This is a genomic window from Qipengyuania intermedia, assembly GCF_019711615.1.
Lineage (GTDB): Bacteria > Pseudomonadota > Alphaproteobacteria > Sphingomonadales > Sphingomonadaceae > Qipengyuania > Qipengyuania intermedia.
In genome coordinates this window covers 23,105-48,297 of record NZ_JAIGNS010000001.1, presented here as the reverse complement: position 1 = coordinate 48,297, position 25,193 = coordinate 23,105, and the positions used below count along the sequence as shown (strand labels likewise).

Annotated in this window: 23 protein-coding genes and 1 tRNA gene; 19 read left to right on the top strand and 5 right to left on the bottom strand. The window is 62.4% G+C overall.

Going from position 1 to position 25,193, the window contains the following annotated elements; all coding sequences use genetic code 11:
* The first annotated feature begins 119 nt into the window (after positions 1-119).
* Genes K3179_RS00230 through K3179_RS00215 form a run of 4 tightly spaced genes read left to right on the top strand, consistent with a single transcriptional unit; the run spans position 120 to position 3,650 of the window.
* Entirely contained in the window at positions 120-1,013 is an 894-nt protein-coding gene (locus tag K3179_RS00230; RefSeq protein WP_221561955.1) for a fructose bisphosphate aldolase, read from the top strand.
* Positions 1,014-1,066: 53 nt separating this feature from the next.
* Positions 1,067-1,696, top strand: coding sequence for a thiamine phosphate synthase (gene thiE, locus K3179_RS00225; protein ID WP_221561954.1), 630 nt, complete (start codon positions 1,067-1,069; stop codon positions 1,694-1,696).
* Between the two features lie 50 nt (positions 1,697-1,746).
* A complete protein-coding gene (locus K3179_RS00220; RefSeq protein WP_247712745.1) occupies positions 1,747-2,958 on the top strand; it encodes a L,D-transpeptidase family protein in 1,212 nt (403 codons plus the stop codon).
* 17 nt (positions 2,959-2,975) lie between these two features.
* Entirely contained in the window at positions 2,976-3,650 is a 675-nt protein-coding gene (locus K3179_RS00215; RefSeq protein WP_221561953.1) for a M23 family metallopeptidase, read from the top strand.
* Between the two features lies 1 nt (position 3,651).
* On the opposite strand, the gene K3179_RS00210 is transcribed toward K3179_RS00215, so the two are convergent.
* Positions 3,652-4,023 carry an elongation factor P gene (locus K3179_RS00210; protein ID WP_247712744.1) on the bottom strand — a complete coding sequence of 124 codons (372 nt, stop codon included), beginning with the start codon at positions 4,021-4,023 and terminating at the stop codon, positions 3,652-3,654.
* Between the two features lie 162 nt (positions 4,024-4,185).
* Here K3179_RS00210 and efp point away from each other — a divergent pair, with 162 nt between their 5' ends.
* From efp to K3179_RS00175, 7 genes are all read left to right on the top strand, one after another.
* Positions 4,186-4,749, top strand: coding sequence for an elongation factor P (efp, locus tag K3179_RS00205; RefSeq protein WP_090480322.1), 564 nt, complete (start codon positions 4,186-4,188; stop codon positions 4,747-4,749).
* 3 nt (positions 4,750-4,752) lie between these two features.
* On the top strand, positions 4,753-5,106 hold the full coding sequence (locus K3179_RS00200; RefSeq protein ID WP_221561952.1) for a hypothetical protein: 354 nt from the start codon (positions 4,753-4,755) through the stop codon (positions 5,104-5,106).
* Positions 5,107-5,115: 9 nt separating this feature from the next.
* Entirely contained in the window at positions 5,116-5,934 is an 819-nt protein-coding gene (locus K3179_RS00195) for an inositol monophosphatase family protein (protein ID WP_221561951.1), read from the top strand.
* A gap of 59 nt (positions 5,935-5,993) precedes the next feature.
* A tRNA-Leu gene (locus tag K3179_RS00190) sits at positions 5,994-6,078 on the top strand.
* Between the two features lie 83 nt (positions 6,079-6,161).
* Complete coding sequence (locus K3179_RS00185) at positions 6,162-6,758, top strand: hypothetical protein (protein ID WP_221561950.1); 597 nt, start codon at positions 6,162-6,164, stop codon at positions 6,756-6,758.
* 63 nt (positions 6,759-6,821) lie between these two features.
* Entirely contained in the window at positions 6,822-8,657 is a 1,836-nt protein-coding gene (locus K3179_RS00180) for an SLC13 family permease (protein ID WP_221561949.1), read from the top strand.
* Positions 8,658-8,776: 119 nt separating this feature from the next.
* The gene (locus tag K3179_RS00175; protein ID WP_221561948.1) at positions 8,777-10,111 is read left to right on the top strand and encodes an amidohydrolase; all 1,335 of its coding nucleotides are present in this window, start codon (positions 8,777-8,779) and stop codon (positions 10,109-10,111) included.
* 80 nt (positions 10,112-10,191) lie between these two features.
* Here the strand turns inward: K3179_RS00175 and K3179_RS00170 are convergent, their stop codons facing one another.
* Complete coding sequence (locus K3179_RS00170) at positions 10,192-10,374, bottom strand: hypothetical protein (protein WP_006832439.1); 183 nt, start codon at positions 10,372-10,374, stop codon at positions 10,192-10,194.
* A gap of 21 nt (positions 10,375-10,395) precedes the next feature.
* Positions 10,396-11,994, bottom strand: coding sequence for an isocitrate lyase (locus K3179_RS00165; RefSeq protein WP_221561947.1), 1,599 nt, complete (start codon positions 11,992-11,994; stop codon positions 10,396-10,398).
* A 148-nt stretch (positions 11,995-12,142) separates the two neighbouring features.
* Here K3179_RS00165 and K3179_RS00160 point away from each other — a divergent pair, with 148 nt between their 5' ends.
* The 7 genes from K3179_RS00160 to K3179_RS00130 all read left to right on the top strand — a co-directional run bounded on the left by K3179_RS00160 (position 12,143) and on the right by K3179_RS00130 (position 21,632).
* Positions 12,143-13,528, top strand: coding sequence for a helix-turn-helix domain-containing protein (locus tag K3179_RS00160; RefSeq protein ID WP_221561946.1), 1,386 nt, complete (start codon positions 12,143-12,145; stop codon positions 13,526-13,528).
* Between the two features lie 75 nt (positions 13,529-13,603).
* The gene (locus tag K3179_RS00155) at positions 13,604-13,897 is read left to right on the top strand and encodes a hypothetical protein (RefSeq protein WP_221561945.1); all 294 of its coding nucleotides are present in this window, start codon (positions 13,604-13,606) and stop codon (positions 13,895-13,897) included.
* A gap of 135 nt (positions 13,898-14,032) precedes the next feature.
* Complete coding sequence (locus K3179_RS00150; protein ID WP_221561944.1) at positions 14,033-15,421, top strand: TIGR03013 family XrtA/PEP-CTERM system glycosyltransferase; 1,389 nt, start codon at positions 14,033-14,035, stop codon at positions 15,419-15,421.
* A complete protein-coding gene (gene prsK, locus K3179_RS00145) occupies positions 15,421-17,526 on the top strand; it encodes an XrtA/PEP-CTERM system histidine kinase PrsK (RefSeq protein WP_221561943.1) in 2,106 nt (701 codons plus the stop codon). Before K3179_RS00150 ends, prsK begins: the two co-directional genes overlap by 1 nt.
* Positions 17,526-18,890 (top strand): PEP-CTERM-box response regulator transcription factor, encoded by a 1,365-nt coding sequence (prsR, locus tag K3179_RS00140; protein WP_221561942.1) that lies wholly within the window; start codon positions 17,526-17,528, stop codon positions 18,888-18,890. Before prsK ends, prsR begins: the two co-directional genes overlap by 1 nt.
* Entirely contained in the window at positions 18,874-20,589 is a 1,716-nt protein-coding gene (locus tag K3179_RS00135; RefSeq protein ID WP_221561941.1) for a tetratricopeptide repeat protein, read from the top strand. Before prsR ends, K3179_RS00135 begins: the two co-directional genes overlap by 17 nt.
* A 35-nt stretch (positions 20,590-20,624) precedes the next feature.
* On the top strand, positions 20,625-21,632 hold the full coding sequence (locus K3179_RS00130) for a bile acid:sodium symporter family protein (RefSeq protein ID WP_221561940.1): 1,008 nt from the start codon (positions 20,625-20,627) through the stop codon (positions 21,630-21,632).
* Here K3179_RS00130 and K3179_RS00125 read toward each other — a convergent pair.
* Both K3179_RS00125 and panB read right to left on the bottom strand, forming a co-directional pair.
* Positions 21,559-22,632, bottom strand: a complete 1,074-nt coding sequence (locus K3179_RS00125) for a DUF475 domain-containing protein (RefSeq protein WP_221561939.1) — start codon at positions 22,630-22,632, stop codon at positions 21,559-21,561. The two genes, K3179_RS00130 and K3179_RS00125, sit on opposite strands and share 74 nt — an antisense overlap.
* 16 nt (positions 22,633-22,648) lie before the next feature.
* Complete coding sequence (panB, locus tag K3179_RS00120; protein WP_221561938.1) at positions 22,649-23,524, bottom strand: 3-methyl-2-oxobutanoate hydroxymethyltransferase; 876 nt, start codon at positions 23,522-23,524, stop codon at positions 22,649-22,651.
* A 130-nt stretch (positions 23,525-23,654) separates the two neighbouring features.
* Between panB and K3179_RS00115 the strand changes: the two genes are divergently transcribed.
* Positions 23,655-25,085: a sodium-dependent transporter gene (locus tag K3179_RS00115; RefSeq protein ID WP_221561937.1), complete on the top strand. Its 1,431-nt coding sequence runs from the start codon at positions 23,655-23,657 to the stop codon at positions 25,083-25,085.
* Positions 25,086-25,193 lie beyond the last annotated feature (108 nt).

Sequence of the window (25,193 nt, the reverse complement as noted above, 5' to 3'; positions counted from 1 at the left end):
GTCTCTCCTTTGCCACTATTACGAACGAGGGCGGGTAAAGTTACCGGCCGGGCGTTGCGGCAGGGCGAAGCCCTTTGTATGGGCCGCGCATACCTATGCATGCACCAGCGAGGACGGACATGAATTTCGAGGAAATGACGGCCAAAATGCGCGACGGACAGGGCTTTATCGCGGCTCTCGACCAGTCGGGCGGTTCCACTCCCAAGGCGCTCCGGGCCTATGGCGTGGAAGACGGCGAGTGGGACGGCGATGACGAGATGTTCGCCAAGATCCACGAAATGCGCTGCCGCATCGTCGATTCCCCGTCCTTCTCGAACGGCAAGGTGATCGGTGCGATTTTGTTCGAAAAGACCATGGAAGGCTGCAACGCCGAAGGTTCGCCCATTCCCGAACTTCTGAGCCGCCGCGGCGTGGTCCCTTTTCTCAAGGTCGACAAGGGCATGCACGACGTCGAGAACGGCGCGCAGCTGATGAAGCCGATCCCCGAACTCGAATCGCTGTGCAAGCGCGCCAAGGAACTGGGCGTTTTCGGCACGAAGATGCGTTCGGTCATCCATGAAGCTAACCGCGAGGGCGTCGCTGCCAATGTCGCGCAGCAGATGGATTACGGCCTCCAGATCCTGTCTTTCGGCCTCGTCCCGATCCTCGAGCCGGAAGTCAGCCTCGACAGCGCCAGCCGCCCGCAGGCCGAAGCCCTGCTGCTGTCGAACATGCTCGACCAGCTGGAGCGCGTGCCGGAAGGCAAGCAGGTCATGCTCAAGCTCACCATCCCGAGCGAGCCGAACCTCTACAAGCCGCTGATCGACCATCCCAAGGTGCTGCGCGTCGTGGCGCTGTCGGGTGGTTACAGCCGCGAGGACGCCTGCCGCGAACTGGCGAAGAACGACGGCATGATCGCCAGCTTCAGCCGCGCGCTTCTCGAAGTGCTTCAGGCCAAGATGGACGACCAGCAGTTCGACCAGGCGCTGGGCAATGCGATCGACGAGATCGCTTGCGCCAGCACCGGGGCCTGATCCGATAGACGATCTGCTTGGCCTATCGGTCATGCGGCGATAGAGCGCGTTGCATGACCGAAACACCCTGCCAGCTTTACCTGATCTCCCCGCTCGAAACGGACGGGGATTTTCCCAAGCGTCTCGAACGGGCGCTCGATGCCGGGAAGGGCGTCGTGACCGCGTTCCAGTTTCGCGTGAAGGGACTGGACCAGCACGAGGCCGCTGCGCTGGCAGAACCCTTGCTGGAAATCTGCGCTGCCCGCGAGGTCGCCTTTATCGTCAACGACGACATCGCGCTCGCCAAGCGCCTCGGGGCCGATGGCGTCCATTTGGGGCAGGGCGACGGCGACCCGCGCGAGGCGCGGGAAGAACTGGGCCGCGACGCGCAGATCGGCGTAACCTGCCACGGCTCGCGCCACCTTGCGCTTGAAGCCGGTGAAGCCGGGGCCGACTACGTCGCTTTCGGGGCCTTCTTCCCCAGCACCACCAAGCAAACCGAGCACACCGCGGACACCGACCTGCTCGAATGGTGGCACGAGATGGTAGAAATCCCCTCGGTCGCTATCGGCGGCATAACGCCTGCCAATTGCAAACCCCTTATCGAGGCCGGGGCAGACTTCCTCGCCGTGTCGGGCGCAATCTGGTCGGGCAATGAAGTCGAGGCAGTTCAAGCCTTTGCGGAGCAAATCGCCGCCGCGTGAGTTGTAACTTCCGAAAGGGGCGGACTGCGCCCCGTTTTTGGGGAGCACTCATGCGCCAATTCCTGTTTATCGCCGCTTCGTCCCTCGCTCTCGCCGCCTGCGGCATGGATGGTGCGGAGGATGACACCGATACGAACACCGCTTCGGCAGAGACCAGGTCCGCACCCGACCAGGGTTATGAGACCTATAGCGACGACAATTATGCTGACAGCATGGCATCGAACGATGATGCAAGCGACATGTCAGGCAATTCCGGCGCGCAGATAGAAGACCCTGAAGATCGCCCGATCATGCAGGCGCAGGTCGTGCTCGACCGGATCGGCTTCGGTCCCGGCGTGATCGACGGCAAGATGGGCATGAGCACCGAGAACGCTCTGACCGGTTTCCAGGAAGCGAACGACCTCGAAGTGACCGGCAAGCTTGACGAAAAAACCAAGAGCGCCCTCGCGGAATGGGACCGCATTCCTGCCACGCGGGTCGTGACGATCCCGGCCAGCTGGGGCGAGATCGAGTTCAAGGAAATACCGGAGGACACGGCCAAGAAGGCGGAGATGGAAAACCTTGGCTACACCTCGCTCGACGAGAAGCTGGCAGAGCGTTTCCACACCACGGTGGAGGTGCTGCGCCAGCTTAACCCGAACGGTCGTCCTGCGGGTGCTTCGGATACGGGCCAGTCGGACACGAATGATGCCGAGGCCGATGCGCCCCCGACCAAGCGCCCCGGGGATGGGTATTTCCGTGCAGGCCAGCAAATCCGCGTTCCGAATATCGGCGGCGACGCGATCGAGCCGGGTGCGATCACCGACAAGGGCTGGCAGCAGACGCTGGCCGCTCTCGGTGTTGGTAGCGAACAGCCCGAGGTCGATCGCATTGTCGTGAGCAAGTCGGAAGATACGCTCAAGGCCTATCAGGGCGACAAGCTGGTCGCCATGTTTACCGTCAGCTCCGGTTCCAGCCAGTTCCCCCTGCCGATCGGCGAATGGGATATCCTGGGCGAAGCCTACAACCCGCCATATTCCTACGATCCCGAGGTGCTTGGTGAAGGCGAGGGCGAAACGTATCAGCTTCCCCCCGGTCCCAATGGCCCGGTGGGTGTCGTCTGGATCGACCTGTCGAAGGAACACTATGGCATCCACGGCACGCCGGAGCCGGACACCATCGGCCGCGCGCAGAGCAGCGGCTGTGTGCGCCTGACGAACTGGGACGCTGCGCGCCTCGCGCGAATGGTGTCGCCATCGACGCAGGTGATCTTCGAAGCGTGATCGGGTAGGGAGGGGCCATGAATATCGTCGACCGCATTCTCACCATCGTCGTCACCGCCACGATTACCAGCATCGTCTGGATCGTGGCGGGGGGGAGCCTGATTGAAAACGCCACCAGCGAAGGCCAGCGCAAGAACACGCGCCCGGCCGAGGTGGCGCCGAGCCCTAAAGCGACGCCGAAAGGCGACGAGACCGAAGAAGAAGCTGCCGGTCTCGATACGGCGATGCCCACGTCACCGGCGCAGAATGCCAGCAACAGGCTGCTGATCCCGGTCAAGAATATCCGCGTATCGGACCTTACCGATACGTTCAGCGATTCGCGCGGCGAGGGCGTGCGTCTGCACGAGGCGATCGACATCATGGCCCCGGTCGGCACCAGCGTGGTCGCTGCGGCCCCCGGAACGGTCGAGAAGCTGTTCCGCTCCGATGCGGGCGGCAACACCATCTACGTGCGTTCGAACGACGGCGAGACGATTCATTACTACGCCCACCTCGACGAATATGCGGAAGGGCTGAAGGAGGGGCAGCGCGTGCGCCGCGGCCAGCGGCTCGGCACTGTCGGCTACAGCGGCAATGCCTCGGAAGAGGCGCCGCATCTGCATTTTGCGGTGTTGCAGACGACAGCGGATGCGGAATGGTGGGAACCCGCAAATGCGGTGAACCCCTATCCGCTGCTCACCGGAGAGCGGTAAGTCAGTCTTCGAGCGGACCGGCGCGGTGGCAGCGCAGTCGGCCGAGCTTACCGTCGCCCTCCAGTTCCTGCAGCAGGCCGGACGAAAGCAGCATCATGCGGTGCCCTTTCATCGGGCCGCGGGTAAAGGTGACGCGCTTGCCTTCGAGCAGGTAGGTACCGACGCCCTTGTCGGTGCGATAGCTGGACGCGCCGGTAATCGCGAAATTATGCGCTTCCATTTCCTGCCAGGCGGGGCCGGTGGCGCTTCCGGGCAGGGCGCAGACATATTCGCCCTGTTCCAGCAGGCCCAGGCGGCCCTGCGCCTCGCCCGTAGCGGGGACGAGCGCGAAAAGCGAAGCAGCGGCGATGCCCATTGCGATGCGGCGTGTCATGGCGATTTCCTCCGCTTCTCCATATAGGACGGACAAGCTGAATTTTCCATTGCCTTGCCCCGTGGCCCCGGCTCGGGTAAGGCGCGCGGCGCACGACCGCCCCGCACGAATCCGCGTGTCATCCAAGGGGCGGCGCTCTTTCACATCGAAGGCAGGTTCCTCATGAAGATCAGCGGCGTGGACATCCGTCCGGGCAACATCATCGAATACGAAGGCGGCATCTGGAAGGTCGCCAAGATCCAGCACACCCAGCCCGGCAAGGGCGGCGCCTACATGCAGGTCGAGATGAAGAACCTGCAGGATGGCCGCAAGACCAACGTCCGCTTCCGCAGCGCCGACACGGTCGAGAAGGTGCGCCTCGATACCCAGGAATACCAGTTCCTCTATGAAGACGGCGACATGCTCGTCTTCATGGACCAGAACACCTACGAGCAGATCAACCTGCCGAGCGACCTCCTGGGCGATGCCCGCCCGTTCCTTCAGGACGGCATGCAGGTGAAGCTGGAACTGTGGGAAGAAAAGCCGATTTCGGTCGAACTGCCCGCACAAATTGAAGCCGAAATCGTCGAGGCCGATGCGGTGGTGAAGGGCCAAACCGCGTCCTCCAGCTACAAGCCCGCCGTGCTCGACAATGGCGTTCGCATCATGGTCCCGCCGCACATCGAAAGCGGCACGCGCATCATCGTCGACGTCTACGAGCAGAGCTACGTCGGCAAGGCGTCCTGATTTATGGGCAAATCCATCGCCAGCCGGTTCGACAATGTCGATGTCGCCAGGAGCACCCTGCGTGCGGTCATCATCAACGATGACGAACTGACGCTGGAGATGGATTTCTGCCTCGAACCGGGGCACCCGGAATACGAGGCGCCGGGAGAGGGCGAGGAATGCTGCTTCCACCCCGGAATGCTCAAGTTCGCAGGCATTTCCAAGCTTAGCCTCGACCGCCGCGAAACCGGCGGCGAGGGCAAGCAACGCCGCTTCGCGATCGATACGTTCAACATTGAAGGCACGAAATTCGACATGGCCTGCGAGTGGGGAGATATCCACCTGCAAGCCCGTTCGATCCGCGTGCTCACCGAGTAAGAGATACCCATGGCCGCAATTTCCGGACTGATCCGCGTGATGGAGAAAGCCGCACGCAAGGCGGGTGGCCGCCTGCGCCGCGACTTCGGCGAGATCGAACACCTGCAGGTTAGCCGCAAGGGCCCTGCCGATTTCGTGTCGAAGGCCGACATGCGCGCCGAGCGCACAATCTACGACGAGCTGCTCCAGGCGCGTCCCGACTGGGGCTTCGAAATGGAAGAAGCCGGCACCATCGAAGGTGCAGACGGCATGCCGCGCTGGATCGTCGACCCGCTCGACGGCACCAGCAACTTCCTTCACGGCATCCCGCATTTCGCGATCAGCATCGCGGTGCAGGAACGCAAGCTGGGCAGCGACGATTGGGGCGATGTGACCGCCGCCGTCGTTTACAACCCCGTCACCGACGAGACCTTCTGGGCGGAAAAGAGCCGCGGTGCTTGGCTGCACGACGGCCGCCTGCGCGTCTCATCGCGCCGCGCGCCGTCGGAAGCGCTTATCGCCACCGGCATTCCCTTCCAGGGCCATGGCGACTTCTCCGAATGGTCGCGCATCTTCGGTGCGATCGGCCCCAATGTCGCAGGCATCCGCCGCTTCGGCGCGGCCTCGCTCGACCTTGCATGGCTCGCGGCAGGCCGGTTCGACGGTTTCTGGGAAAGTGGCCTCAACGACTGGGACACCGCAGCCGGATGCCTGATCGTGCGCGAAGCAGGCGGCTTCGTCTCCGACTTCCGCGGCCGTTCGCAGCCGATCCATTCGAAGCAGGTGCTCGCCGCGAACGACGTGCTGCACTCCAAATTGCACAAGATGCTGGCAGGCGCGCTGAAATAGAGCGAAAACAGCGCTTGATGGCATGGGCGAGCGGGGCTAATCCCCGCCGTCCATCATGGGCCTCCGTGGCGGAATTGGTAGACGCGCTCGACTCAAAATCGAGTTTCTTACGAAGTGCCGGTTCGAGTCCGGCCGGGGGTACCACTCTCTCTTTGCTGTAACTTTCTTGCCTGCTGGCACGAATGGTGGTGCATGAAAGCCCTCAAGGGGCGGCGAAGGGACCGACCATGAAAACACAATCACTGGTAAGCGCTGTCGGCGCAGCGCTTCTGCTCACCGTGGCGAGCCAGCTATTCTACATTACCGTCGTCTCGGGCTCCGAGAACGAGATGCTGCGGCCCCTCACGTGGTTCACCGAACTCTTCGCCTTTGTTGCAGTCTCGATCTTCGCGCTTTCCCTATCGGTGCGCAGACCGGAGGAATCGCTGTTGTGGGCCGCCATCGGCGTTTCGGGCATCCTCAACCTGCTTCAAGTGGGCATGGGCCTCTCCATGTTCGCACCGGCAATGGAAGCTGGCGAGAGTGAACCGCAACTGTTCGCGACCGTGCTCGCTGGCGCGTTCTTCCTCTACTTCCTCGCCAAGCTGATCCTCGGCGCAGCCGCACTCACCGCAGGAGTAGGACTCGCTCGTAATGGCACGGGCTGGGGGAAGGGCCTTGGCGTCTTGGCGGCAATGGCGGGGCTTGGGGCAATAGTCCTCAACTTCCTCGCCATGGTGGACGCAAAGGCGTGGACCTTCCCCGCAGGCGGGACAGGCACGGCGGCAACCGCCTCGCTGGCATTGACCCTGTTGTGGGCGGAAAGATCGCGCAGTCAGGCCTGAGAAGCGCGTCATAGCGCGAAAACCCTTGATATTCCTGCGTAGCGGTGGAATTCACCGCGGCGAATGATCGGCATGCCGTCCTATCACGCGATTGCCGCCATGGCGGTTACCCTCGCCATGTTCGTCGCCTTTGCGCGCGGGCGAATGTCCATTGAAATCATCTCGCTGCTGACGATCGCGGTTATTGCGGTAGGGCTTTATTTCTTCCCGCTGGAAGGCAGTGCGCCGACCGACGGGCTGCAACTCGCCTTTTCCGGCTTCGGACACTACGCGCTGATCACTATCTGCGCGCTGATGGTCATGGGGCGGGGCCTTGTGGTCACTGGGGCGCTGGAGCCTGCCGCGCGGTTCCTTGAACGGGTCTTCAAGGTCAATTTGCAGCTGGGCCTGCTGTTCTCGCTGGTGGTCTGCTTCATCCTGTCCATGGGCGTGAACAACACGCCGGTGCTGGTATTGCTGATCCCGATCTTCGTCGCCCTGGCAGAGCGAGGGCTGATGCCGGCATCGAAGACGCTGATCCCGCTCAACGCGGCATCGCTCCTCGGCGGCCTAGCGACCACGATCGGGACGTCGACCAATATCCTCGTCGTTTCCATCGCGGTGGACCTGGGGATGGAGCGCATGGGCGTGTTCCATTTCACGCCGATCGTCATCGTCGCCTGCCTGGTCGCCTTGCCATACGTCTGGCTGGTCATGCCTCGCATGCTGAAGAGCAACCGGATCGAGCAGGTCCACGCCCTGCGCAAGTTCGAAACGCGGCTGCGTATTACCGAAAATTCCGTCCTGAATGGTCGCGAGCTATCCGAAGTGGCCTCTCGCCTGCCAGACGGGATCGAGTTTCATGACGTACCGCCCGGCCTGTTGCGGCCGCAGCATCGCCTGCTGATGACCGGTACCCATGCCGCCATCGAAGAGGCCATGTCGGTCCTTCGCGGCGATGCCGCGCCAAGCTGGGTGATCGACCGCATCCGCCGCAACTCGCATGAAAAGGGCGTCGACATCGCCGTGGTCGAAATGACCGTTACTGCCGATTCCCGCCTGATCGGTCGCACCCTGCCAAGCTCGGGCATCGCCGACCTGTATGGCGTTGCGGTTATCGGTACCCACCGGCCAGAGCGGCTGATGGGGGAAAAGGACCAGTTCTCCGAAGGCGGGGACATGCGCCTTATCGAAGGCGATGTCCTGCTGGTGATGGGCTTGCCCGACGATATCGAGCATTTCGAACGTGCCGATGGCCTTCTGACGCTCGAAGGGCGGCGCGAGTTGCCTCGGCGGTCCAAGGCGGTGTTGGCGGCGACGATCATGGGTGCTTCGGTGGCGCTCGCATCGGTGGGCCTGCCTTTCTACGGATCGCAGGGCTTCTACCTGCTGAAAGTGCCAATCGCGATTTCGGCGCTGCTCGGTGCGATTCTGATGTTCGTGACCGGATGCGTGAAGTTCGACCGCGTGGGACGCGCCCTTTCTGCCTCGGTCATCGTGCTGGTGGCTGCCAGTATCGCGCTTGGCCGCGTAATCCTTGAAAGCGGGGCGGCAGACTGGATCGGGCTCGTGATGGCGAGCGGCCTGCAGTATCTCAGCCCGGCAGCGGCGCTTGCCGTCATCATGCTGACCATGACCGTGATCACCAACTTCGCATCCAATGCTACAGCGGCCACGGTCGGCACGCCCATCGCCTTTGCCATCGCGACGCAGCTCGGGCTGCCGCCTGAACCGATGGTGCTGGCCGTCCTGTTCGGTTGCAACCTCTGCTATGCGACCCCAATCGCGTACCAGACGAACATGCTGATCATGTCGGAGGGCAGCTACGAATTCTTCGATTACGTGCGCACCGGCGTGCCGCTGGTGATCATCATGGTCGTGGCGCTCTCGGCTGCGCTGGTCTTTACCTACGGGCTCTAGGCCTTCCCTACTGCTGCCGCGCGTGCCAGACAGGCGCTCAATCGAACGCCGGATGCGGGCCCGGGGATTCCTTCCCCAGGACCGTGTTCCACATGTTCCACTCTGTGGGGGAGATACCAATGAAGTCCAACTTGCATCCAACACTCGCCGCGCTTGCCGCGATGGCCTTCGCTACACCTGCCTCGGCGCAGGACCTGCGCGCTTCGCTGGCCGAGGACATGCCCGGCCTGATGGAGCTTTATCGCGACCTGCACGCGCATCCGGAATTGAGCTTTGAGGAGCACAAGACCGCCGCCAAGCTGGCCAAGCGGATGCGCGATCTCGGCTTCGAGGTGACCGAAGGCGTGGGCCAGACCGGCGTCGTATCGGTGATGAAGAACGGGGACGGTCCGGTGGTCATGCTGCGCGCGGACATGGACGGGCTGCCGGTGATCGAACAGACGGGGCTTCCCTTCGCCAGCAAGGAAACGGCAACGCCTGCCAGCGGCGTGACGACCGGCGTCATGCACGCCTGCGGCCACGATACGCACATGGCCGGCTTCATCGGCGCCGCGCAGCTGCTGGTGGAACACAAGGACGAATGGCAGGGCACGCTGGTGATGATCCTGCAACCGGCGGAGGAGCTTGGCCTTGGCGCGATCGCGATGATCGAGGACGGGCTCTACACGCGCTTTCCCAAGCCGGACTACGTGCTGGCCTTCCACGACGCCGCTGCGCCCGCTCCGGCAGGTACCATCGGCTACACGCCGGGCTATGCTCTGGCCAATGTCGACAGCGTCGACATCACGGTGAAGGGTATCGGCGGACATGGTGCCTATCCGCACACCACAATCGATCCGGTGGTGCTCGGCAGCGCTATCGTGATGAAAGTGCAGACGGTGGTGAGCCGCAATTCTTCGCCGCTCGATCCGGCAGTGATCACGGTCGGCAGCTTCCATGCAGGGGCCAAGCACAATATCATCTCCGATGAAGCCAAGCTGCAGCTGACCGTGCGCAGCTATTCGGATGAGAGCCGCCAGCTGCTGCTCGACGGCATCCGCCGCGTTGCGAAGGGCGAGGCGATTACGGCAGGCCTGCCCGAAGAACTGCATCCCGTGGTTACGGTGGAAGATCCATATACGCCCTCGACCTTCAACGATCCGGAGTTTTCCGAGGAACGCGCCGCATCCTTCCGCGCGCGTTTCGGCGAGGAGCGCGTGATGCAATGGCCGGCGGTCATGGGCGGCGAGGATTTCAGCCAGTTCCGCCGCGCGTCGCCCGAAGACGTGAAGAGCATGATCTTCTGGATCAGCGGCACGACCGACGAAATGCTCACCGCGCTCAACGAGGAAGGCAAACCGCTTCCCTCGCTCCATTCGCCGTTCTGGGCGCCCGATGCAGAAAAGGTCGTTGCGACCGGGGCCGAAGCGCTGGCCGGTGCTGCGCTCGACCTGATGCCGCGCAGCGGAGGCTGACCCATAAATTGACGGCCGCCGCAGCATTGGGGGTGCTGCGACGGCCGTTTCTCCTCCCCAGGAGAACTTGGAATTAGGTCTTAGCCATCCGAGGGAACGTAGGTCCCGAGGCGATGGTGCAGGGCGTTGATCTTCGCCAGCTCCTCGCGGTCTTCGGTCTGGCGCGCGTAGCTCGTGAGAGCGGTGCGCAGGAGACGGAAATCGGCGGTCGAGAACAGGGCACGTGCGCGGCCCGGCTCGGTCTTTGGAGTGTCTTCGGTCATCGTAGTCATCCTTCCTCTCCGTTAGGCTGCAGCGAACTGGTTCATGGTATTGTCCTTGCCGCCGGCCTTCAGGGCCGCTTCGCCGGCAAAGTATTCCTTGTGGTCATCGCCGATGTCCGAACCGGCCATGTTCTGGTGCTTCACGCAGGCGATACCCTGGCGGATTTCCTCGCGCTGCACGTTCTTGACGTAACCGAGCATCGCCTGTTCGCCGAAGTATTCCTTGGCGAGGTTGTCGGTGCTCAGCGCGGCCGTGTGGTAGGTCGGCAGCGTGATGAGGTGGTGGAAGATACCTGCACGCTTTGCAGCATCGGCCTGGAAGGTGCGGATCTTCTCATCGGCTTCGGCAGCGAGTTCGGTGCCGTCGTAGTCGATGCTCATGAGCTTGGCGCGGTCGTAACCCGACACGTCCTTGCCCTCTGCTTCCCACTTGTCGAAGATCTGCTGGCGGAAGTTGAGCGTCCAGTTGAAGCTGGGCGAGTTGTTGTAGACCAGCTTCGCATTGGGGATCACTTCGCGGACACGGTCGACCATACCGGCAATCTGCTCGACATGCGGCTTCTCGGTCTCGATCCAAAGCAGGTCGGCACCCGCTTCCAGCGCGGTGATGCAGTCGAGCACGCAGCGGTCTTCACCGGTTCCGGGGCGGAACTGGTACAGGTTGCTGGGCAGGCGCTTGGGCGCCAGCAGCTTGCCGTCGCGGCTGATGAAGACCTGGCCGTTCTTGATGTCGGCAGCGTCGACTTCGTCGCAATCGAGGAAGCTGTTGTACTGGTCACCCAGATCGCCCGGTTCCTTCGAATAGGCGATCGACTTGGTCAGGCCTGCGCCAAGGCTGTCGGTGCGGGCAACGATGATCCCGTCGGGAACGCCGAGTTCGAGGAAGGCGTAGCGGATCGCGCGGATCTTCTGGTGGAATTCATCGTGCGGAACCGTGACCTTGCCGTCCTGGTGGCCGCACTGCTTTTCGTCCGAAACCTGGTTTTCGATCTGCAGGGCGCAGGCACCGGCTTCGATCATCTTCTTGGCGAGCAGGTAGGTGGCTTCGGCATTACCGAAACCTGCGTCGATGTCCGCGATGATCGGCACAACATGCGTGTCGTGCTCATCGATTTCCTTGAGCAGGCGGTGCGTATTGACCGCGTCGCCCTTGGCCTTGGCTTCGTCGAGCTCGCGGAACATGCCGCCCAGTTCGCGGGCGTCGGCCTGGCGCAGGAAGGTATAGAGTTCCTCGATCAGCGCCGGAACGCTGGTCTTCTCGTGCATCGACTGGTCGGGCAGGGGACCGAATTCGCTGCGCAGAGCGGCAACCATCCAGCCCGAAAGGTAGAGGTAACGACGCTTGGTGCTGCCGAAGTGCTTCTTGATCGAAATCATCTTCTGCTGCGCGATGAACCCGTGCCAGCAACCGAGCGACTGGGTGTATTTCGTCGGGTCGGCGTCATAGGCTTCCATGTCTTCGCGCATGATCTTTGCGGTGTAGCGCGCGATGTCGAGACCGGTCGGGAAGCGGTTCTGTACGGCCATACGTGCAGCGCTGGCAGCGTCGATCGCGCCCCAGGGTGCCCCGTTCTCCGAGATGGTCTGGCCGAGTTCGGCGATGCGGCTTTGGTAGGTCATGGCGAATCTCCTGTAATTTCTGGCGCGGTGGCCTTGCCGATGAACTTGGGGAGGTTTCCGTCGCCGCGACAGGAAAATTTACAGAATTTGTTGTCTATACAATCCTTATCTGCCAGTTTAGTGTGTAACGTTGTAAAGGAATTTACAAATGGCTGATGCCGCACTCATGGCTGGACCGGCTATTCGCCGACTGCGTAAACGTGAAAACCTGACCCAGGCGGCCATGGCGACGCGGCTGGCAATCTCGCCAAGTTATCTCAACCTGATCGAACGCAACCAGCGTCCGGTGAGCGCCCGTGTTGTGATGGCATTGGTCGAGAAATTCGACTTCGATCCCAGCTCGCTGCGAGAGGATGAGGCGGTCGGTGGCCTCGATGGCCTCATGCGCCGACTTGCCGACGAACGCTTTTCCGATCTCGATATCGACCGTGACGAGGCAGAGGAGTTCCTGTCCACGGCGCCCCAGGTCGCAGCAGCCTTCGCGCGGCTGTACGACAAGGCCGGTCCCGGTGCCGATTCTCATGACGACGCGCTTGCGGCTTCTCGCCGGGAAATCGAACGGTGGCGCAACCACTTTGCCGACCTCGACCATTCGGCGGAAGCGCTGGCGGACGAGATGCGCCTGTCGCGCGGCGATATCGGGCTGGCTCTGACCGAGCGCCTGCGCGAACGGCATCAATTGTCGGTTCGCATCCTGCCCCGCGATGTGCTTCCCGAAAGTCTCAGCCGCCTGGACCTCCATGCAAGACAGATTCAGCTGTCCGAGATGCTCGGTCCCGCATCGCGCAATTTCCAGCTCGCGCTCAAAGTGGCGCAATTGGAAAGCCGCGACGAGATCGAAGCGGTCGCCCAAGGCGCGGAATTCGAGGAAGAGGCCGCCCGTGCCCTGTTCCGGCGCCACCTGGAAGGATACTTCGCTGCGGCCCTGCTGATGCCTTACGGCCGCTTCCTGCGCGCCTGCGAAGCGACGGGATATGATCTCCCCGTCCTGGAGCGGCGCTTTTCGGTGAGTTTCGAGCAATTGGCCCATCGTCTCACCACTCTCCAGCGGGTGGGGCAACGAGGCTTGCCATTCTTCATGGTCCGGATCGACAGGGCTGGGCAGTTCTCGAAAAGCTTCATCGGCGCGAGCACCGCGCATTTTGCCAGCGCGGATGTGTCCTGTCCCCTGTGGGATGCGCATCGGGCGTTTGAAACCGGCGGCGAACTCGTCACGCAATTTGTTGCACTGGAGCAGGCCGGTGAAGGCCAGGCGGGTGGGTGGCTGACCATGATGCGCAGCGTAGAGGGCAGCGGAGCGCCAGGCGAAGCGCGTTTCGTGGTGGCGGTTGGGATCGAGGCGGTGCTGGCTGCCGACCTTGCGCAGGCGAGAGGCTTGTCGCTCAAACCTGTCGATGCGCAGCCGATCGGTCCCGGTTGTGCGGCCTGCCAGAGACAGAACTGCCGCCAGCGTTCGCTGCCCCCGCGCGGCAGGAAATTGCAGTTCGACCGGATGCGTCGCGGCAACACTCCGTTCGAATTCGTCGAGCGGTAACCATCACGCGGGGAACGGCGGGGAACCCTCGCGCGTTGGCGCCGCAGTAAAACATGGATGGGAAAGGATTTTTCCATGGCAGAAGAACGTATTACCGAAACGCGCACGCCCGACGGCAACACGCATACGACGCACACCGTCGTCACCGACGAACCGCGGCGTAGCGGTGGCTCCGGCTGGGTCATCGCAATCATCCTGCTGGTTGCCGCCATAGCTGCGATCGTGATCTTCACCCAGATGGGCGGTTCGGAAGTGGCGAAGGATGAAGCCATTACCGATGCAGCCAATCAGGTGGGCGAAGCTGCCGGACAGGTCGGCGACGCTGCGCAGGAAGCCGGCGAGGCCGTTGGCGACGCTGTCAATAACTGACCATTTGACCAATTCCAGCTTAGCGGCGTCCCGGCAATCCGGGGCGCCGTTTTCTTTGGTGTAAAGTTTACCGACAGTTCACCAATGCCATGGTAAGGAAGGATTTAACCAACCTTCGGGGTATCGCCGCCTGCCATGATCAGAGTCTTCAAGCACTACATCCCCAAGGAGGTGATGCTGCTTTGCCTGTTCGACCTGCTCTTGCTCGGACTGGCAGGCGAGGTGGGCTGGCAGTTGCGCACCTTCCAGCTATCCATCCACCCAGGCTCCTTCTCGGAACGGGCGGCGGCCATCGGCGGTTTCGCCGGGATCGTCTGGCTCGCAGTGATTGCTGTCGGCACCTACACCCCGCTAGCCTTGCGTTCGATCCGCTTTGCGACCGCACGGCTGTTCGTAGCATTCGGTCTGGGCATCCTGTCCATTTCTTTCGTCAATCTGGTCATGCCCGGAACGGCGCTGTGGCGGTCGATACTGCTCTACGCGATGGCGCTCGGTTTGCTGTTCCTGGTTATGAACCGCTTCATCGCGACCCGCATGCTGGATGCCAAGGTGTTTCGCAGGCGCGTACTGGTACTCGGTGCAGGTCCACGGGCCCAGCGCCTGCTTGATCTCTCCAATCGGCCCGACAGCGGTTTCCGCGTCCTCACTTTCGTCGCAATGGGCGGTGCCGTGACCGAACGGGTCGCCGGGGCGATCGGCCGCGAGGAGATCGGCGATCTCGGCAAGTACGTGGAGCGGATCCGGGCCCAGGAAGTCGTGCTTGCCATGCAGGAAAGGCGCAATTCCCTGCCGCTGAAGGACCTCGTGCGGGTCAAGACCAAGGGCGTCGATGTCAGCGACCTGTCGGGTTTCCTGGAGCGCGAAACCGGCAAGCTAGATCTCGATACGCTCAATCCCAGCTGGCTGATCTTTTCCGATGGCTTTATCGCCGGACAGCGCATTTCGGCCGTTTTGAAGCGGCTGTTCGATGTCGTTGTGAGCCTGGCCGTCCTCATACTGACACTGCCGCTCATCGGTTTCTTCGCGCTTCTCGTGAAGCTCGAAAGCAAGGGCCCTGCGTTCTACCGGCAGGAGCGTGTCGGGCTTTATGGCCAGACCTTCCAGATCCCGAAACTGCGTTCGATGCGGCAGGATGCCGAGGTGGAGGGTATCAAATGGGCGGAAAAGGACGACCCGCGCATCACCCGCGTAGGGCGCTTCATCCGTCTCGTAAGGATCGATGAACTACCCCAGTTGTGGAGCGTGCTGAAAGGCGAAATGAGCTTCGTCGGTCCGCGCCCCGAGCGCCCGCAATTCGTGGCCGAACTGGATGAAAAGCTTCCGTTCTATGCCGAACGGCACATGGTCAAACCCGGCATCACCGGCTGGGCGCAGATCAATTATCCCTATGGCGCAAGCATCGAGGATGCGCGCGGCAAGCTGGAATACGATCTTTATTACGCGAAGAACTATTCGCCTTTCCTCGATCTCCTGATCCTCCTGCAGACGGCGCGGGTGATCCTGTGGCCGGAGGGCGCTCGCTGATGCCCTGGCTCGCAAATATCGGATCGCTTTCGTTCCTACTGGGCGCGTTGGTCAGCGGACTTGCGGCCCTGTGGATCGCGCGTTCGGGAGCGGCGGAGCGTTCCGATCGCTGGGCAGGTGTGGCGGCGCTTGCCCTCACGGCCAACTGGTGCTTTGCGGCTGCAAGTTTCGGGGCCCAGCAGCCTGTCGTCGCCCTGACCGAAGTCGCCAAGAACCTCGCCTGGATTTACGTGCTCTTGCGCCTGTTCGCGAACGATGGACGCGACGAGACCCTGCGGCTCGTGCGCCCGGCGGCGATCGTGCTGGCGATCGTCGAAGCCTTCCAGATCGTTCTCGTCATGCTTGCATTGCGCAATGCGAATTCGCCGGGTGCTGCGACGCTCGTTTTCGAGACCTCCGCAATCCTGCGGGCGCTGACCGTCGTTGGCGCTCTGGTCCTGCTGCATAACCTTTATGTCGGTGCAGCCCTGTCCTCGCGCCGGATCCTGCGCTGGAACGCCGCGGCACTGGCGGGCATGTGGGCCTTCTCGCTCAATTTCTACACGCTCAGCTACCTGACAGGCGAGGTGCCTCTCGAACTGCAGGCAATCAGCGGCCTTGCAGCGGCAATCATTGCGATACCATTCGCCGTCGGCTTCAATTCGAGCGCTGCAGGCTTGGAGTTCCGGCCCTCGCGTACGCTCACGTTTCGCTCTCTCTCCTTGCTGGTCATCGGGGCCTACTTCGTCCTGATGCTGGTGCTGGCGAATTCGCTCGACATGCTACGCGGCGATATCCGCGCGCTCACGCAGGTCGGCCTCATCCTGGCAGCGGGCGCCCTGGCGCTGATCTGGTTGCCCTCCCAGCGCGTGCGCGGCTGGTTGCGGGTGACCGCGGTCAAACATCTGTTCAAACACCGCTACGACTATCGCAACGAGTGGATCCGCTTCACGAACACCATCGGGCGGACCGGTTTCGACGAAAGCAGCCTGCAAGAGCGGGCGATCAAGGCGCTGGCGGATATCACCGACAGTCCGTGCGGGCTTTTGCTGTTGCCGGAAGACGATGGCACGCTGGGGCTGGGGGCGCATTGGAACTGGCCAAGTGCACAACTGCCGTCCTGCGCGATGAATGCAGATCTTGCCGGGATAATGGAACGCGAAGGATTGATCCTGGACTTCGATGAGGTCCGAGCCGGCAAGGACCATCATGGCGAGTTGGACCACATGCCGGCCTGGGCCGAGGCGGAAAGCCGTGCCTGGGCTGCCGTGCCTTTGCTCCACTTCGACCGGCTGGTCGGGGTGGTCGTCCTTGCCCGACCCGCCATAGAGCGTGAGCTCGATTGGGAGGACTTCGACCTACTCGGCATCGTCGGACGGCAGCTGGCGAGCTATCTGGCCGAACAGAGCGGGCAGGCTGCCCTGTCGGAAGCGAGTCGCTTCGACGAATTCAACCGGCGCATGGCGTTTGTCATGCATGACATCAAGAACCTCTCCAGCCAGATGTCGCTCCTCCTGCGCAATGCGGAAAAGCACGCCGACAAGCCCGAATTCCGCAAGGACATGCTGGTCACGCTCAGGAACAGCGCGGACAAGCTCAATCTGCTGCTGGCGCGGCTCGGGCGGTATGGAACCGGCGGTCGCGAAGAAATGCAGGTCATCGACTTGGCGGAGGTCTCCCGTTCTCTCGTCAAGCGCTTCGACGGGGTGCACCCGGTACGTTTGTCTCGCTGCGAGGATATAGAGATCATCGGCGACCGCGATGGGCTCGAGCAGGCGCTCGTCCATCTCGTGCAGAATGCGGTCGACGCGAGCGAGCCGGACGTTCCGGTGATGATCGAAGTCTTCAGCGACGGGATCAGCGGGCAGTGCCAGATCATCGACAACGGCAAGGGCATGAGCCCCGTATTCGTCCGCAATGGGCTGTTCAAGCCCTTCGTGTCTTCGAAGGACGGAGGTTTCGGCATCGGAGCCTACGAGGCGCGCGAGACCGTTCGCGCAATGGACGGCCGGCTGGATGTCGAATCGCGCGAAGGCCTGGGGACCCGATTCACTGTCAGCCTGCCGCTGCGATCCGCACGGGCAATCTATGCCGGGCCTAGAGAACATATCGAGGAGACGGTCTGATGGCCGAATACAAACCCAAGCTCCTGGTGGTTGAGGATGACGAGGGCCTGCAGGCGCAGCTCAGGTGGGCCTATGACGATTACGAGGTCGTGATCGCCGGAAATCGCGATCAGGCCTTGGCCCTGTTGCGTTCGGAAGAGCCTGCCGTGGTTACGCTTGATCTCGGTCTTCCGCCGGATCCGGATGGCACGACCGAAGGTTTCGCTGTGCTCGATGCGATCATGGAAATGAAACCGGATACCAAGGTCGTCGTCGCGAGCGGGCACGGGGCACGTGAAAGTGCACTGCAAGCGATCGAGCGAGGAGCCTACGATTTCTACCAGAAGCCGGTCGATATCGAGCAGCTTGGAATGATCGTCGATCGTGCACACCGGTTGCACGCAATCGAAGCGGAGAACCGACGCCTCGCCGAAAAGGTGGGCGAGGAGAAGACGGTGCTCGGATCGATGATCACGGCAGCGCCCGAAATGGCCAAGGTCGCCCGCACGATCGAGCGCGTGGCGCCTACGAACGTTTCGGTCATGCTCCTTGGAGCGAGCGGTACGGGCAAGGAATTGCTAGCCAAGGGGCTGCACGAGGCAAGCGATCGCAAACGCGGCGCTTTCGTAGCGATCAACTGCGCGGCGATCCCCGAGAACCTGCTGGAAAGCGAACTGTTCGGTCACGAAAAGGGTGCCTTCACAGGCGCAGTCAAAACGACGGAAGGCAAGATCGAACTTGCCGATGGCGGCACGCTCTTCCTCGACGAAGTTGGCGATATACCGCTGCCCTTGCAGGTGAAGCTGCTCCGCTTCCTGCAGGAGCGCGTGATCGAACGGATCGGGGGACGCAAGCCCATCGCCGTAGATACGCGCATCGTGTGCGCCACGCACCAGAACCTGGAGGCCATGATTGCCGACGGAAGTTTCCGGGAAGACCTCTTTTATCGACTCGCAGAAATCGTGGTAAAAATTCCTTCGCTGGTCGAGCGACCCGGCGATGCGGTGCTTCTGGCCAAGCATTTCCTCGCGAAGTTCGCTTCCGAAATGAACCCGCAGGTCAAGGGCTTCGCGCCCGATGCGCTGGCAGCCATCGATAGCTGGAACTGGCCCGGCAATGTCCGGGAACTGGAAAACCGGATCAAGCGAGCGGTCATCATGGCCGACGGGAAACTCGTCGGCGCAGACGATCTCGATATGCATGCGGACGAGGACGGCGGCGAACTGGCGCTCAACCTCAAGCAGGCCCGCGAAGAGGCAGACAGGCGTATGATTCGCAAGGCGCTGGCCCGCACGCAGGGGAACATCTCGAACAGCGCGAAGATGCTCGGGATCAGTCGCCCTACGCTCTACGATCTTCTCAAGCAGTATGATCTTCAGGCCTGACCTCGCCTTTGCTCTCGCACTGCTGTGCACCGCGGCGGCTTCCTGTGGTGGAGCGCCTGTTGCAAGCAACGATCTCGAGCAACTGCGTTCGCAAGTCGCCCGCGGCGATGCGGGGGCGGCGCAGCTGACGGTCGACCGCTTGGCGAAGACTGACCGCGATCGAAGCGTCTATGCAGCCTATGCTGGAGAAGCAGCGTTGCAGCGCGGCGATCTCGCAGAGGCGCGGTCCTGGCTTGCCGATGGCCGATTCGACCAGGCGACAGCCTCGCTCGGTTTCAGAATGCTCGCCGATCTCGAGCTGCGCGAAGGGAATGTAACGGCCGCTGCGGCCGCTCTCGAACAGGCCAGGACGGCCGCACCCGGCGATCCACGCGTCTGGGTGTCCATCGGCCGCCTGCGCTATCGTCTCGGCAACCAGCTTGCTGCAATCGAGGCGGCCGAGCGGGCCATTGAGTTGGGACCCGATGACGTCGAGGCCTTGAGGTTTCGTGGCCAGCTGGCTCGCGACAGCGAGGGTATGGTTCCTGCTGCGCAATGGTTCGAACGAGCAGTCGCTCAGGTGGCAAATGAGCGTTCATTGCAACTCGAATATGCAGCAACCCTGCTCGATGCCGGAGAAAGCGGACGAGCCGAAGCGGTTCTCGCGCAATTCGACGATCCGTATCTGAACGCGATCGGGCTAGCCCGGGGTGGTGACTTCGTCGCTGCTCGCGAGGCGCTGGAGCTCACCGAGGATACGCGCCGCGAAACAGCTGCGGCGAAGCTGCTTTCGGCAATAATCGATGTCGAACTGGGCAATTACCAGAGTGCGGCGCAGGAGCTCGACCGGCTCGGCCAGGAACAGCCTGCCAACCATCGCATCCGTGACTTGCTAGCCTTTGCCCTTTCGCGAAACGGGAGCGAGCAGGAACTGATCTATCGTTTCGCGGAGGAGGCGCGGGGTCCCGGTGGCTCTCCTTGGCTGCGCACACTTGTGGGGCGAGCATATGAAGCGCTGGACGAACGCGAGGAGGCAGCGCTCTTCCTCGACTTGGCCGCGATCGACCAGACCGCACTGCGCCCAATTCCCCCCGGCGATATCCAGGATAGGGATGACGCCGCCGCGCTACGCAGCTCGATAAGGAGCGCTTTGCGTCAAGGCGATGTCGAGCGCGCTACTGCAATTGCGCGCAGCTTTGGCGCAAAGTTTCCGCAATCCGCGGATGCCGCCGCCCTCCTTGGCGATGCGCTCCTTTCAGGAAATGACAAGGACGGCGCCTATGCCGCCTACGAGGAGGCGGCGCGCGTTCGCCGGAACTGGCCGCTGGTGCTGAGGATGGCGGCTACCCGGGAGCGTGCCGATGCTGCCCGCCTCATTGCGGCATTCGCCGAGGCCAACCCACTCCACGCGGAAGCCGCTGCAATGGCTGCCGACGGTTATGCGGCTGCAGGACAGTGGCAGGATGCCGTGAGATTGCTGGACCGGGCTCTGGAAAACGGGATGAGGAACGTGCCCTGGGTTCTCGCCGCACGAAGCGTTGCCGCGCGCGAATTGGGCGAAGGCGACGGCGTCGATCAACTCGACTGGGCCATAGAAGCCTATGAGACACAGCGGATGAACCAGCCTGCCATCGCTGCACTTCTTGCTGCCTTGCCGGAAAAGGACGCACAGCTGCGTTCCGAACTCGCGGCCAAGTTGCGCGCGCTGACGGGGACCTAGACAGCTGGGGAAAGGGGCGGCAGGGCGTCAGACCTATGGCGATCCGCACTATCACGAAAGACCCTATGCTGCGGCTCTTGCTCGCCGCGATGGTGCTGGCTGCCATTTTCCCCGCGACAGGGGTCTGGCGGAATGCGGCACAATCGGCGGCCAATGCCGGAATTTTCTTCCTCTTCCTTGCCAATGGGATGCGCATCGCCCGCTCCGAGATCGTTTCGGGTATAGCGAACTGGCGCTTTTTCCTTCCGCTGACGCTGTGGATCTTCGGCGCCATGGCAGCCGTCGGGCTGGCCCTGTCGCACGCCGGGAATGCCCTGTTGCCGCCGCTGCTTGCGATAGGTTTTCTCTACCTCGGTGTCCTTCCCACGACGGTGCAGTCGTCCACGTCCTATAGCTCGCTCGCCGGTGGGAACATTGCGCTGTCCGTCATCGCGGCAGCTTCCATGAGCATTCTGGGCGTTTTCATTTCGGTGCCAATCTTCCTCGCCCTTGGCGGAAGCGGGGAAGGAATGGTCGGAAACGATGCGCTCGTGAAGATCGTCCTGATCCTGATCCTGCCTTTTGCGATAGGCCAGCTGGTGCAGGGCAAGACATCCGCATTCATCGCCGCGCAGAAGACGCGGATCGTCTGGCTCGACAGGCTTGTCATCGCCTTTGCGGTCTACGTCGCCTTTTCGGGGGCAGTTGAGCAGGGCATCTGGACGCGTATCGAGGGAGCGGGATGGGCTGCTACCATGGGATTGGTCGCGCTGTTCCTCCTTATGGGTCACGCAGGCGCATGGCTCGCCTCGGGCGTCTTGGGCCTGCCGAGGTCGGACCGGATCGCGTTTCTTTTCGCCGGTGCCCAGAAGTCAGCCGCGATCGGCGCTCCGCTGGCTACCGTTCTGTTCGAGCCGGCGGCGGCAGGTTTCATCGTCCTGCCGCTGCTGCTCTACCATTTCTTCCAGCTGGTTCTGGCCGCGCCGCTCGCTACTCGGCTGGCAACTCGGTCCGCTCTTCACCCGGATGTTTCCGGTTATGGCGCACCGACCACCAGAAACTGAGGCCGATCAGCACGGCGCCCAGCAGGCCCGTGATTGTTTCCGGAATATGCCAGCGCGCTGACAGCAGCATGATGATGCCGAGCACGATGATGGCCCAGAAAGCGCCGTGTTCGAGGTAGCGGTACTGAGCGAGCGTACCTGTCCGCACGAGATGGATCGTCATCGATCGCACGAACATTGCGCCGACCGACAGGCCGAGCGCGATGATGATCATGTTGTTCGACAGGGCGAACGCACCGATCACGCCGTCGAAGCTGAAACTTGCGTCCAGCACTTCAAGGTAGAGGAATCCGCCGAGGCCCGATTTCACGATCTCGCCAGCAGCCTTCTTTCGCGCCTCGCGTGCCTCGATGATGGCGGCGATGGCGTGGACTGCGATAAAGGTGACGAGGCCGAGGATCGCCGCCGTCAGGAACACGATCGCATCGTCCGGTGCCAGCATGGTCGAGACGAAATAGACGAGGATGAGGACGAGGCCGATCTCCACCGCGGGCACGTTGGAAAATTTGTTGATCGTACGTTCCAGCACCGCGATCCAGTGGATCTCCTTGTCCTCTTCGAAGAAGAACGTCAGGCCGACCATGGCAAGGAATGCACCGCCGAAACCGGCAATGCCGATGTGCGCGTCGGAAACCAGCCGTTCGTATTCCTTCGGATCGTTCAAAGACAGGTTGATCGCCTCCATGGGGCCGATTTTGGCTGCGATCGCGACGATTGCGATCGGAAAGACGATCCGCATGCCGAAGACGGCGATCAATATGCCGATGGTCAGGAAGCGCTGCTGCCAGACCGGGTCCATGTCGCGCAGGACAGTGGCGTTCACTACCGCGTTGTCGAAGCTGAGCGACACCTCCAGTATCGACAGGACGAGCACGATCCACAGGATGCCGAGCGTCGCCGAGACGGAGCCCGTGCTGGTCCATCCGTACCATCCGGCGAGAGCGAAACAGATTGCCGTAAAGACGAGCGAGAACGTGTAGTACTTGCGGAGCGTTTCCATCGATTTCTTGAGGTCCTTAGCCCTTCTTGGGCTGGTAAGTCTGATCTGCGGAGGGGAAGCTGCGTTCGCGCACTTCCTCTGCATATTGTGCGACCGTGCGGTCGATCACTTCGGCGATATTTTCGTATTTCTTCACGAAGCGCGGGACGCGCTCGAACATGCCGAGCATGTCCTCGGTCACCAGCACCTGTCCATCGCATTGCGCCGAGGCGCCGATCCCGATGGTGGGGCAGGAGACTGCCTTGGTGGCCTCGATGGCGATGGGTTCGAGCACGCCTTCGAGGACGATGGCGAACGCGCCCGCCTCATCCAGCGCCTTGGCGTCTCCGACGATTTTCCTGGCCTCCGCATCGTCGCGTCCGCGGGCCATGTATCCGCCCAGGACGTTTACCGCCTGCGGGGTGAGGCCGACATGGCCCATCACGGGAATGCCGCGCTGGTTCAGGAAGGCGACCGTTTCCGCCATCTGCTCGCCGCCTTCCAGCTTCACCGCTGCCGCACCGCTTTCCTTGAGCAGGCGCGAGGCGCTTTCGAACGCCTGTTCCTTCGAGGCTTCGTAGGAACCGAAAGGCATGTCGACGACCACTACCGCGTGATAGCTCCCACGAACGACCGCGGCGGCATGGTTGGCCATCATGTCGAGCGTAACGGGAATGGTGGACGGCAGGCCGTAGATCACCTGCGCCAGCGAATCTCCTACCAGCAGGATGTCGCAATGTGCATCGAGCAATTGCGCCTGACGGGCCGTGTAAGCCGTCAGCATGACCAACGGCTGCTTGGTTTCACCGTCGGCCTTGTGCGCGCGAATCTTCGGCACCGTGAGCCTTTTCATCGGCTGCGGGGTAGGGTTCGCGCGGCTGGTGCTCGTATCGAGCTGGAAAGTGGTCGACATATGCGTCCCGTAGCAAGTGCTGGGAAGAAGGCAAAGCAACGCTTGGACAGCGAAGGGTTTCCGTGCTTTAAGCCCACCCCGAGGAGCGGCACGGGAGAGCGCCGCTGGACACAAGGGATTTTAACGACACATGGTCGCTACTTCGCAAACCACGGGCGAGGGTTGGTCCTCGCGCAGCGCATTCATTCTAGCCGCCGTGGGTGCGGCCGTCGGTCTCGGCAATATCTGGCGTTTTCCGACGCTAGCCGGAGAAAGCGGGGGCGGGGCCTTCGTCATATTCTATATCGCCTGCGTTTTCCTGCTCGGCCTGCCGCTGGTGCTGGCTGAAATCTTCATCGGACGCGTCGGCCAGACCGATGCCGTCGGTTCGATCCGCAGGGTATCGCAGGAATCGAAAGCTTCGCCGAGCTGGTCGATCTTCGGCGGTGTGGGCGCGATTGCGGCTTTCCTCATCGTTTCGTTCTACTCGGTCGTGGCCGGGTGGGTGCTCTATTACGCGGGCGTTATGGGCCTCGACCTCATCCAGGCAATCGGCGCGGGTGATCCGTTCCGCGGTGCGCTGGCGGGCGAAAGCCAGGAGCAGATCCAGCAGCGCCTCGGCGACATGTTCGCCAGCCCGAGCCTGCTGTTGGCGATGCACTTCGCCTTCATGGGCCTGACACTCTACATCGTCGCACGCGGCGTCAGCTCGGGTATCGAGAAGGCCGCGACCTACCTCATGCCAATGTTTTTCGTGCTGCTTGTTGGCCTCGTGGTCTACGGGGCGATCGAGGGCGACATCGGCGATGCCATGGCCTTCCTGTTCACCCCCGATTGGTCGAAACTGACCCCGCAGGTGATGAATAGCGCACTTGGGCAGGCCCTCTTCTCGCTATCCCTGGGTGTCGCAGGTCTCATCACCTACGGTTCTTACATCAAGGAAAAGAGTAATCTCGGCAGTACCGCGGCGATGATTGCGGTCGCCGACACCAGCGTGGCGCTTCTGGCCGGTCTGATGATCTTCCCGATCGTCTTTGCAGTGGGCCTCGATCCTGCAGCAGGTCCGACGCTTGTCTTCCAGACGCTGCCTTTTGCATTCCAGACGATGCCGGGCGGCGCGCTGTTCGGCTTCCTGTTCTTCGTCCTGATCCTCGTGGCGGCAGTGACCAGTTCGATCTCCCTGCTCGAGGTGCCGACCGCATGGGGCATCGGCGAGCGTGGATGGAGCCGCACGAAGTCGGCGCTGATCTTCGGCATCGGCGCGTTCCTGATCGGTATCTTCTGCCTGCTCGGCTACAACGTGTTGTCGGACGTTCGCCCGCTCGGGTTCTGGTCGCTGTTCGAGAACACCGACATTCTCGACACGGTAGACGGATTTACCGGAAAGGTGATGCTGCCGGTCGGTGCCTTGCTGACCTCGCTCTTCATCGGCTGGAAGGCGGATACGAACCTGCTGCGCACCACCACCGGCCTGTCGCCGCTGGCCTTCAACGTCTGGCGCTTCCTGCTTGCCTGGCTGTGCCCGCTCGCAGTGACGATTATTCTGGTAACCGGCCTTTTCCCCGGCATCCTGGGCAGTTGAAAAAAATTCAGGCTGGAAGTTTTCGCTAGGCTGGCGCGCGACTTGGGAGTAATTGTTGCGCGCCGGCTGGCAGGACGGGGAGGTCCCGTTGCGGGCCGGCGGAGCCTT